Source organism: Bacteroidia bacterium, assembly GCA_026932145.1.
Lineage (GTDB): Bacteria > Bacteroidota > Bacteroidia > J057 > JAIXKT01 > JAIXKT01.
In genome coordinates this window covers 49116-60724 of the sequence record JAIXKT010000021.1, presented here as the reverse complement: position 1 = coordinate 60724, position 11609 = coordinate 49116, and the positions used below count along the sequence as shown (strand labels likewise).

The window sequence follows — 11609 nt, the reverse complement described above, 5'->3', positions numbered from 1 at the left end:
TTTTCTCAAATCACAAAATTACTAAGTCTTGGCTTAAAATGAGTATAGAAAAACAAAAAACATAACTATCTATGATAGTTTTAAGCTGCAAAAATGTTTTCAAGTAATTGTTTGATAATTAACACTAACTTGTTTTGAAAAAAACAAAAAATATTTCAAGCTGAGGTTTACTCTGAAATCTTACTTTTTGAGAAGGTGAAAAGAATATTATCTTTGCGTAATGGTTTGTAAGATTTTTTATCGGTTAGTTTTAGGGGTATTTTTAGGGTCAATATTTCCGTTTATGGCCTTGGGGCAGGGTAGCGAAGATGCCGGCTTTTGCTCTGTTGGCTCGTTACGCTCCCTAAACATTACCCAAAGCGATAGCTTTAAGCAACGAATATTGGGGGCAGGTTTGGGCTTTGGTATGGGAGAAAAAAATATCATCATAGCAATCCCCACTATTGAGTGGAATCAGTCTTTTGGCTCTAAATTTGCTGTGCAAGGAAAACTTTCCTACCAATATTCAAGTGGTAAATTGGGAAAAGTAACCGGAATAAGTGATGCTTTTTTAACTGTAATGCCCACTATTTATCGGCCAAAACAAACTGACTCAACTCAATCTAATATATTGATTACCGGAACTATCGGCGTTCGAGCACCGCTTGGCAGAACCGACTTTGAAACAGAAACCATAGATAGTGCTTCATTAATGCCCATAACTTACCCAATGGCTTACCAGCCAGGCCTGGGAAGTTTAGACCTGATTTTAGGAACTACCTTTCAAGTAAAAAAGTGGCATTTTGCCTTAGCTGCACAACTTCCTGTGTATCATGTAAATAGAAATAACTTTATGTATTCTTCGGATACTGTTAAAGTTGTGGAAAAATATTTTGAATCTCGGCAATTAATCCGTAAACCGGATGTAATGCTTCGGGCAGATAGACGTTTCCATTTAGGCGAAAAATTCCAACTATCAACAGGATTGATAGCTTTATATCACTTAGGAAACGACACCAGCTTAGATAGTACCGGAAAACGTTTTGAACATCTTAATTCTGAGGGGCTTACTGCTAATATTAACTTAGGGATGGTTTGGCTTGCCGGCAGCCATTTTCGGATTGAAGCTCAGGCCGGTGCACCTATTTTGGCACGAAAAAGCCGCCCAGACGGCCTTACCAGAAATGGAATCATAACGGTTTTATTTCAATATAGTTTCTAACTTAAGGCACTAAGAATCATCAAAATACCAATAACTAAGGCACATAAACTAAATCTAAGATTTTTATGATTTTACTGTTTTTCCTCGATTTTTGCAGGAAATAGTTTTCTGAAGTCAATATTATAGGTAAGCCAGAGTTGAACAGTATGGTTGTTTTCCATATCCACAGCGTTTGGTTTTTGGATATATTGATTCATATAACCAACTTGTAAGTTCAAGTCAGGGTTAAATTGCCAGCCTAATGTGGCCGAAATTCGGTTTTGGTCAAATAGATTTAGGCCGATGTTGTGCCCAATATTGACAAACAGTTCGTCATACAAGCTTAAAAACAAGGTATTGTTTGTCATTTCTTTATGGTTAAGGGGAATCGAGACCATAAAACGATAACGAGCGCGGTTTCTAAATATATAATTATCCAGAACATATTTATTTTCGGGAGTTTTTGTGAAGTTTTGCATCCAACGTTGCTCTAAACGATAGCGGTGGTTAAAATAACATCTTCCGATACGTTGCCTTTGGATAAACTGCTCCCATATATCGTGCTCACCAACGGCGTGGTTAAGCGGCTGCTTTCCGTATGGATACGTTATGACGTAGCCATAACCCAGCGTTAGCAATGTGTTGTCGGTAGTTCGGTAGTTAAGCCCAAGTAACGGCAAACTTTGCTGCCAATCTGTGATTATATTAGACCTTATCCACTGATACTCAGTATGTAATCCAATTTTTTTAGTTATCGTATGGTCACCGGTATAGATATACCAGCCATTCCATTGGTTTACAATGTTTTTTTGGGCAAACGAAAGATTAAAAGCTAACCCAAAAATCATTAAAACGATTATTCTATGGACATATTTCATTCTTATATGTTAAATAGTTATTTTTTTCTCCTTCCGGATAATTTGTGATTAGAGAAACCTTGAAGGTTTTCTAAGCCAACTACTGAGAAATTGCCTCCACCATTATTGTATTCAGTTTCAAAGTACCGAATAAAATTCATAAAGGAATGATCTATCAATGTAGATTGGCTCACATCAAAGATAACCTTTTGTTTTTCAGTTAATTTTGTCAAAATCTTTTTGAAGCTGATTAGGTTTGAGAATATTGCTGCTCCTTGAACATGGATAACCGTTTCGTCTGTATTTTGATCAATTTGATATTGTGCTTTAAATACATTTCGATAAGATATACCATTTAGGAAATAAACTATCATTTCAACTAAGATTCCGGTTAAGACACCAACCAATAAGTCTTCCGCTAAGGTTACGATAATTGTTATCAAAAAAACCAATAGTTGTTCTTTTCCGATTTGATAAGTATGCGCAAATTCTTTGGGTGAGGCAAGCCTAAATCCTGCATAAATTAACATTGCGGCTAAGGTAGCATTGGGTATCAACTCAATAACCGGTATTAAAAATAGCATCACTATTAGTAAAAATATTCCGTGGAAGAAATTTGACCACTTTGTTTTGGCACCAAAGCCAATATTAGCAGAGCTTCTCACGACTTCTGAAATTATGGGTAGCCCGCCAAGTAAGCCGGATAAAAAGTTCGCAAAACCCAAACCCATCAAATCTCCGTTAGGGTCTGATTTTCTGGAAGTTTTATCTAATTGATCAACTGCTTTTACGGTAAGTAATGATTCTAAACTATTGATAAACAAAAACATAAATACATATTTCCAAAATACTAATGTAGTAATTCCGGAGAAATCAACGTGTAGCCCCATACTTCCCCAGAAATCACCTATTGAAACGAGCGAATAATCTGGTTCAGTTTGCTTAAAGTGCCAATAAATAGACAACGGAATTGTTAGTATTAAAGCTATCATTGGTGCAGGGATTTTTTGGATAACGTTCTTTTTTATAAACGGGATGCCAAACATGATTAAGGCACTAAGCAAGCCGATGGCCGCAATATGCCAGTGGGCAAAAACGATGAATCTGGGAATATCTAAGAGTAATGCTATTGGGCTTTCTCCTTTATACATAGAAGGTTCGTCGCCTAAAAGCACCGGTATTTGTTTGGAAATAATGATAATCCCAATTGCGGCAAGCATTCCATGTATTGCTGAGTGTGGGAAAAAGTCTCCGTATGAGCCAACTTTTAATACTGCAAAAAGAATCTGAATAGCTGCCATTACCACAATTACTGCGCAGGTCATCTTCCAGCCTTGTTCACCTCCGCCAAATTCCATGATGGCACCGGAACATATTGTAATTAAGCCGGCAGCCGGCCCCTTGATAGATAAATCACATACCTTGAAAAAGGTCGTAAAAATGCCGCCTACCATAGCCGCTAACACGCCCATAGCTGCCGGAAAACCACTCGCCTTGGCTATCCCAAGACTTAAGGGCAGTGCTATCAAAAAAACCAGAAAGCCCGAAACCATATCTGATTTTAAACTTTGTTTGCTATCTTTAAATGTAGATAACGATAATACTGATTGATTATTCATGTTGAAAAATGAAAAATGAAAAATGAAAAATGAAAAATGTTTTTTTAACTTGATTTTAACGGATTTGAGATGCTGGGTGATATTTGCGGCCCTAAAAACAGCCTCGCATAAATTCTGATAAGCGAGATGCCACTGACCACAAAACTGAGTGCGACCAACATTCCCAATACAAATTGATGTTCATAAATATGGCTAATCAGTAAATCTTCACCAATAAAGGTTGGTGTTATGGGAAAGCCAATCAAGCCAAGTGCCGCTAATAAAAACACAAAAGCTAACGTTTGATGCTTAACAATATGCCCTGAATACCCTTCTAAATCAAATGATTCCGGCTCTGCTTTTTTTAGTTTATTTAAGCAAATAAGCCCGATTATCCCTGCCGGAACAACTCCACTGAAAAAAATAACGGTTTCATGAAAGTCTATCTGTTTGTTGAAAGAAACAGCAAGTGCCAAACTAATGTGATTAAACAAAATCAGAAACCAAGCTAACCGTGGATGCTCATTTTCTGCAAATGACCGCAGTACCATAACCAACCCCAACAACGCAAAAACAGGCGGTAGAAACTCCAATATTAACGGAGAAAGTATATCTTGAAAAAAATACAACCCAAAACCAGTAACATATATCGGGAAAAAGTAGTATAGTACATTTTTAGGCGTTAAAAAAGAAAGCAACTTCCCTCGCCTTTTTAAGAACCGGAATACTCTATTGGTCATGAAATAGTCCATATTCCATTCCTTTAAAGAAAGTAAATAAAGTGTGTCTCTTATTTTTCCCGTTTGAGTGCCGCTACCCGGAACAAAATGATAGATTTGCTCCTGAATTAAATAACTGACAACCGAAGGCGATACCAATAGTTGATACGTCCTTAAAAAAGCATTTCCGGCAAAATGTAGCAGCGCTAAGGTATGCCAGCCGAGTGCAACTTCGATAAACATGATACCTATTTGGGTGATAGACGCATAGGCAATCTTAGGCTTTATGGACGATTGAACCCGCGCAATCAAAGAAGATACAATAGCCGTAAGTAAGCCCATTAAACCAATGGCAACTCTAACCGCAATCTGCCCCTCCCAAAAAGGATAAGTCCTCAACAACAAAAAGACCCCTAAATGAACTGATAATGAGCCATAAAAAATGGCACTGGACGGCGTAGGGCCTTCCATAGCTCGAGGAAGCCACGAAGAAAATGGCACTTGGGCGGATTTTGCCAGCGCCGCAACCAACAAAGATAATCCAATAAAAATACCTATTCCGCTATCTACTGATAAATTCTTGTGAACCAACACGTGGCTACTCATCTTGAAAAACGTAATACTTTCGTGCCAAAAATGGTGGCTTGCCCACATAGCCGCTAAAAGCCCTAAATCACCAATTCGATAGATTGAAAATACCTTAACAGCATTCTTGACAGGCAAATAACGATCTCGGTAAAACGCTATTAACAAAAAAGAAGAAATACCTAAAACCTCCCACCCAATAAAAAAAGTCTCGAAATTCCCAGCAAGAACGGTTAAATTATAGCCAAAAAAGAACAGTAAAATCGTATTGAAAAACCGCTTATAGCCCGGCTCTAAGTGCATATAGTAGTGGCTGTACCGAGCTATCAAAAACGTAATAAAAGAACCTACCAACAAATAACACGCCGCTATCTTGTCAAAATAAAAATTGATAAAAAAATAGTAGCCTTTTGACCGGTATAATACCAACTCTTCCAGATTAATATCTCCGGTATCCTGAACCAACCAATACACAATGAATGCACATAAGAGCAATAATTGGGATCCTGTTGTGAACATAGCTATTCGAGAAATGAGTGTTTCTCGCTTTGACGGAGAAAGCACACTCAGCCAAAAACCTAAAAACGGTACGGCAACTAAGCTAACTATAGCAAAACTGATGTTCATAATTAATATATTTGATAAACCGGTAAATTTTCAGCCTCAGTTTCAAAGACTTCTCTTAGAGAATTAACTTGCGGAATCGAATTGAGTATAGGTTCGTGCAAAATGAACTCTCCCTGCCTAAACACAAATACCTTTTTATTTTCCGGATGAATCACTGCCAAGTGAATCCAGTCATTAATATACCACTCGTATGTAGCCGGGTTTGCTTTAACAATCTGCAATGCAGCATCCGGAAAATGCTCTATTATTACCAAAAGACGCAAAGAGTCGTGAATATCAACCATTTGTCTCGGTAATCCTGTACGCAGGTCTCCGTCTATGCCGTTCGCCACGCCTATCAAGCTCATCACATTATGGGGAAGTTTAGTCCCTGCCCCCAAACGGTAGTTATCAACCCTTGAAAAGTAATATTCTAAATTTATCCCTCCACAAACAGGCGTTACAGCATTCAGTATTCCCAGCAAAATAGAGCCATCCGGGTCAATTCGGTAGTCATACGAATTTAGAAAAGCACGTCTATCCAAAAATAATTGTTTACTATTTTCTCTTTTTCCGATGAGACAAAGGGCGTTCGTGGCGTGATTCCATTCCGGGCGCGGCTCATATAACGAAAAAGCACGCTGTTTCACTTGTTGATGTACTTTTTTAGCGGACTTTTTGGAATCTACTAATAAAAATCTACGGGAACGCTCTTTGGCATTTTCCTGCAAAGAGCTTTCAAAAACCCGTAGATTTTCCTGATGTTTTCGTTCATTAACAGATGTTAGTATCTCCTCATCAAAAAACGCAACTTCGTCCCGAGTAGTATCATGTAGCGCTCCAATAAATTGAGTGGTTTCAGGAATAACTATTCCTTTTTGGGTAAGTAGCTTACGAACTTCCGGCTTATTCGCCATATAAGCTACCACACGAGCATTTACAGAACCTGCCCTGCCCGAACAAGCACCGCAATCGTATCCTGCATAATGAGTGTTGTTGATGCTACTTGCTCCATGCCCAACAATATACACTATTGGTGCAAAATTTTCTACTAAACCGATTCCCAATAGAAAACCCGTTACCCGCTCAACCATTTCAGGAACCGAAAAACCTACTTGTAAATCATGTTGTCTCTGGCCGGTATAGTCAATAGTTAGCTGGCTTTTTTGAGACATGTGTTTAAATGAAGATACCGCTTCCGGTATTTCCGAAGGAAATAAAATATTGATTCCCAATCGTATAGCAGACCAAAACCCTATAGTGGGTGAAGCCAATAAGCCACCCCAAAAACTATGCGTTTGGTTGTGAATCAAAGTGTCTTTATGGTGATGTTTTTCAGCCTGCTGCTCCTGAATCAAATAGGGCGTAGATTGTGGCGCCGGGCATGACTTTGTGAGAAACTTTCCATTTTCCGGCTGAAAATAAAACGCAACATTAAAAAAACCCGCCGTACTAAAAGTTTCACACAAGCTATCGGTAGCTTCTAAATGCCGCCTAAATGAACATTCTCTATCATCTATACAAAAAACAGCTTGAAAACTATGTTGCTCTTCCTGAATGTTATTTTTGTAAGTAATACTGATTCCTTTCAGCACACCGTCGTAATAGCTCCATTCAAATGCTTCTTGCCAAAGACTAAAAACTTCAAAAAGTTCATTATATGAAAACTCTGATAATGCATCCCGCTTAAAATCAGCAGGTAAGTAAGCAGATATTGGCTTCCATTTTTCGCCGTATCGCTCATCTAAGGTGTCTAATTCTAATAGCAGTTCAAAGGTTATTAAATCTTGTAGCGATACAATTCTTTTATCCACTAAGGTATCAGGGTTTTCCTCTAAAACACAGAACATCCCAGACCAACCGGGATGAGCAAATTGCTGGTCAAATAAATAACGCTCTACCAGCATTTCATCCCCGATGATTAAATCAAAAAGTGCTTGCAATAAGTCTTTCTCTTCAAGAAGAAGTTTTTTAGCCCGTTTTGTTTTGAAAAGGCTACTATAGCTATGCTGCTCTATTTTTTTTATTGCCTCTAAAAACGGTAATTGATAGTACGGAAATTTCTGATTAGCAATACCTTGATCTAAAAATGCTCCTAAAACCTTAAATAAGGTTGGATGCACATATTTATCAAGATTAATCTTGCAGCCTTTTTTCCAATACGCCCTGAGATTACCCACATATTGGTGGTGAGTTTCGTCATATTTATGATGCAGTAGTTTGTCTTGCCATTCTTGCAGGGATTGCTCTCCCTTAGCCTCTTTGATGCAACGAGCCAACACAGCTTCCTGTATCTGGCCTTTTTGGTACATCTTTCGGTAATCTTCTAAAGGTAAATATACCTGATAACCAAAATTTTGAGCAGAAACTCGAAGTGCTTCGTGAAAGTTTTTATCTTGAAACGCATGTAGCGTATTATGATGAATAAAGTACTTTAATGGGTTTTGTGTTGGCAGATAGTGCCGAATTTGGCTCAAAATCTGCCCTACCGAGGAATCCTCAGCATTGTCAATGGATTTCATTTTTTTGTTTTTTAAACAATAATATTGTGTTTTTTTTACTTAAATAATAATAGATATACCACTATATTTGAAATTATTTCAAATACTAACAGGTTTTCCATAGCTAAAAAAGTATGGAATAGAGAAACAACTTACTAAACTCTATGGATGAGTTAGGTAAAATAGCCAATGGCTAAAAACAGTGTTAAACTCTAAGTTATTAATTAAGAAAATGCTTCCACGCGTGAAACAGTGCGTAAAGCGGAATATCCCACAAAATAGGGGCGTGTACGCCATAAAAATGACCGTAACCTATCAATGCATTGATAACGATAGGTACAGAATACTGGGCTACCTCGAGTACATTATCTACTCGGTTTTCCTCTTTTTTATTCTCTTGGTCTTTACAAAGATTGTTTTCTTCAAGGGAGTAAAAAGTGGCTGTGATACTTTTAGTCTTCTTTAGATTAAAATTCTGGAAGAAAGGAGCCGTGCTGCATATCTGATGCACAACCCTCTTCGGATGCAAAGACATCTGAAAAACGATGCCTAAGATACCGCCGAGCAAAGCGACAGCTAATGTAGCTTTAAAAACGACTCTTTCAGAATTTAGGAGCATACTTGCTTTGTAAACAAGATTACCACAACTTGGAGGTGATTACAAATTCGCTGCAAAGTTAGTTCAATTTATTTTCAAAAAAATATTGTGTCTTAAATCTTCTAAATCTATTTCTTTAGAAATTCTTTTCAAAAAACACCCAAGAATACTTCCCAAGAATGGGTTTAAGTATTTTTTTCCTATTTAAGCTGTATTTCTGTTTTGTACCTTTGTGGCATAATGGAAAAAATCCGAAACTTTTGTATTATTGCACATATAGATCATGGGAAAAGTACCCTTGCTGATAGGCTGTTAGAGTTTACAAACACCGTTTCTGCCAGAGATATGATGAGTCAGGTGTTAGACGATATGGATTTAGAGCGCGAGAAGGGAATAACCATCAAAAGTCATGCAATACAAATGGACTACCAATTTCAAGGAGAAAAATACACCTTTAATTTGATAGATACACCCGGCCACGTTGATTTTTCGTATGAAGTATCTCGCTCAATAGCCGCCTGTGAAGGTGCCCTATTAGTTGTGGACGCTGCCCAGGGAATCCAAGCACAAACTATTTCTAACCTTTACTTAGCGATTGAAAATGACTTAGAAATCATCCCCGTCCTCAATAAAATAGATTTACCCGGTGCTCGCGTAGAGGAAATGTGTGATGAAATTACGGCCTTGATAGGTTGTGATAAAGAGGAGATTATCTTAGCCAGTGCCAAAGAAGGTACTGGTATTCAAGCGATTTTAGAGGCTATCGTTTACCGGATACCAGCCCCCAAAGGAAACCCAGATGCACCGCTCAAAGCGTTGATTTTTGACTCCATATTTAATTCTTTTAGAGGCACTATTACTTATTTTCGTGTTTTTGACGGCTCTATTTCTAAGGGCGAACTATTGCGCTTTATGAGCACAAAAGCCAGTTATTATGCGGATGAAATCGGTATTCTACGGCTTAAAAAAGAACCCAGAGAAAAAATCTGTGCCGGAGACGTTGGTTACTTAATAACCGGCATCAAAGATGTGCGGGAGGTTCGGGTAGGCGATACCATTATTTCCCAGAGTAACCCCGCCACAGAAGCTATAAAAGGATTTAAAGACGTGAAACCTATGGTTTTTGCCGGAATTTACCCCGTAGATACAGAGGAATTTGAAGAGCTGAGAGCTTCTTTAGAAAAGCTGCAACTCAATGACGCTGCATTGGTATTTGAGCCAGAGACCTCAGCCGCATTAGGATTTGGTTTTAGAACCGGTTTTCTGGGAATGCTGCACATGGAAATCGTTCAAGAGCGGTTAGACCGAGAATTTGACATGACCGTCATAACCACAGTGCCAAACGTACAGTATATCGCCACCTTAACCAACGGCACAATTGTAGATGTTCATAACCCGACCGACTTGCCCGACCCCGGAAGCCTCCAAAAGGTAGAAGAACCCTACATCAAGGCACAAATCATCACCAAATCCGAATATACCGGCGGAATCATGACCCTCTGCATCGAAAAACGCGGCATCTTCAAAAACCAACAATACCTCACCCCAGAGCGCGTTGAGCTAACCTTTGAAATGCCCTTATCAGAAGTAGTCTTTGACTTCTATGACCGGCTAAAAACCATTTCCAGAGGCTACGCATCCTTAGATTATGAACTCGTTGGCTACAAAGAATCCACATTAGTAAAAATGGACGTTATGCTGAACGGAGACCCCGTAGATGCCCTTAGCGCAATTATTCACCGCGATAAAGCCTACGACTGGGGAAAAAGATTATGCCTAAAACTCAAAGAACTTATCCCCAGACAGCAATTCGATATTGCTATTCAGGCAGCTATCGGTGCCAAAATCATCTCCCGTGAAACCGTCAAAGCACTGCGAAAAGACGTTACCGCTAAATGCTACGGCGGAGACATATCCCGAAAACGTAAACTCCTCGAAAAACAAAAGAAAGGAAAAAAACGTATGAGGCAAATAGGAACCGTTGAAGTACCTCAATCCGCTTTCATGGCAGTATTAAAATTAGATTAACATTGGCACTCTTTTTGATAAAATATCCTAAAATACTCAGAAATCATGAACCACATCATCAAATTAACAACTTTTCTATTTTTAATTACCTTATTCCAAGTAAGTTATGCGCAGCAAGATGAAATTATCGGAGATGATGAACCGGTAACCCATACCGTAAAAGGCCCCAAATATGAAAATGCTCGTATTCAGTTGAATGGAAAAGACTTTGCCCTATCAGATGAAATAAACATCACAGCCGGCAAAAAATACCAAATTGACGTTACTCAACTACTACCCAACTCCGTAGTTATCCTAAAACTACAAAAAACCGGCGTTCGAGTAGATCAAAAAAAATTCTATGCAAACGAAGAAGGTGAGCTGAACTTGGAAACAACACTCCCTAAGCAAAAACTACAAGCCAGCGCAGTAATCATCTACACACCGTCAAACGGAAAAGTAATCGAACGAAAAATTAAAGTAAAGCTATCTTAAACACAAGATTAATTATACTTAATTACTCGTAATTTTACCTACTGCTATCACTTAAAATTTATTTTACTACTAATTTGCGAATCCAAAATAATTACTAATTTCGCCTTTATTTTTTAATTATGGGAAAGTTTATAATTAGCAAACGCAGCAACGGCGAATTTCAATTTAACTTAAAAGCAACTAACGGTCAGGTTATACTAACCAGTGAAGGATACACAACCCGCCAAGGATGTGATAACGGCATCGAATCTGTACGTAAAAATGCACCGGAAGACAAACGCTATGAACACAAAACAGCCAGTAACGGAAAGTTTTACTTTAACCTAAAATCCTCAAATGGCCAAGTTATCGGAACAAGCCAAATGTATGTTAGCGAAGACGGATGTAACAACGGAATAGAATCCGTAAAAAAGAACGCATCAGAAGCTAAAATAGAAGAAAATTTGGGCTGAAAACCAACCTA

At 38.3% G+C, this 11609-nt stretch carries 9 protein-coding genes; 4 read left to right on the top strand and 5 right to left on the bottom strand.

Annotated features, from left to right (window positions below; all coding sequences use genetic code 11):
• Positions 1–220: 220 nt before the first annotated feature.
• Positions 221–1201, top strand: a complete 981-nt coding sequence (locus LC115_05810; GenBank protein ID MCZ2356194.1) for a hypothetical protein — start codon at positions 221–223, stop codon at positions 1199–1201.
• Between the two features lie 71 nt (positions 1202–1272).
• Here the strand turns inward: LC115_05810 and LC115_05805 are convergent, their stop codons facing one another.
• From LC115_05805 to LC115_05785, 5 genes are all read right to left on the bottom strand, one after another.
• On the bottom strand, positions 1273–2058 hold the full coding sequence (locus LC115_05805) for a DUF2490 domain-containing protein (protein ID MCZ2356193.1): 786 nt from the start codon (positions 2056–2058) through the stop codon (positions 1273–1275).
• A gap of 17 nt (positions 2059–2075) precedes the next feature.
• Positions 2076–3656 (bottom strand): SulP family inorganic anion transporter, encoded by a 1581-nt coding sequence (locus LC115_05800; GenBank protein ID MCZ2356192.1) that lies wholly within the window; start codon positions 3654–3656, stop codon positions 2076–2078.
• Positions 3657–3700: 44 nt separating this feature from the next.
• The gene (locus tag LC115_05795; GenBank protein ID MCZ2356191.1) at positions 3701–5566 is read right to left on the bottom strand and encodes a hypothetical protein; all 1866 of its coding nucleotides are present in this window, start codon (positions 5564–5566) and stop codon (positions 3701–3703) included.
• A 2-nt stretch (positions 5567–5568) separates the two neighbouring features.
• The gene (locus tag LC115_05790) at positions 5569–8067 is read right to left on the bottom strand and encodes a DUF2309 domain-containing protein (protein ID MCZ2356190.1); all 2499 of its coding nucleotides are present in this window, start codon (positions 8065–8067) and stop codon (positions 5569–5571) included.
• A gap of 199 nt (positions 8068–8266) precedes the next feature.
• Positions 8267–8665 (bottom strand): hypothetical protein, encoded by a 399-nt coding sequence (locus LC115_05785; GenBank protein ID MCZ2356189.1) that lies wholly within the window; start codon positions 8663–8665, stop codon positions 8267–8269.
• 219 nt (positions 8666–8884) lie between these two features.
• Here LC115_05785 and lepA point away from each other — a divergent pair, with 219 nt between their 5' ends.
• From lepA to LC115_05770, 3 genes are all read left to right on the top strand, one after another.
• The gene (lepA, locus tag LC115_05780) at positions 8885–10672 is read left to right on the top strand and encodes a translation elongation factor 4 (GenBank protein ID MCZ2356188.1); all 1788 of its coding nucleotides are present in this window, start codon (positions 8885–8887) and stop codon (positions 10670–10672) included.
• Between the two features lie 45 nt (positions 10673–10717).
• Positions 10718–11146: a hypothetical protein gene (locus LC115_05775; GenBank protein MCZ2356187.1), complete on the top strand. Its 429-nt coding sequence runs from the start codon at positions 10718–10720 to the stop codon at positions 11144–11146.
• A gap of 119 nt (positions 11147–11265) precedes the next feature.
• On the top strand, positions 11266–11598 hold the full coding sequence (locus LC115_05770) for a YegP family protein (GenBank protein MCZ2356186.1): 333 nt from the start codon (positions 11266–11268) through the stop codon (positions 11596–11598).
• Positions 11599–11609 lie beyond the last annotated feature (11 nt).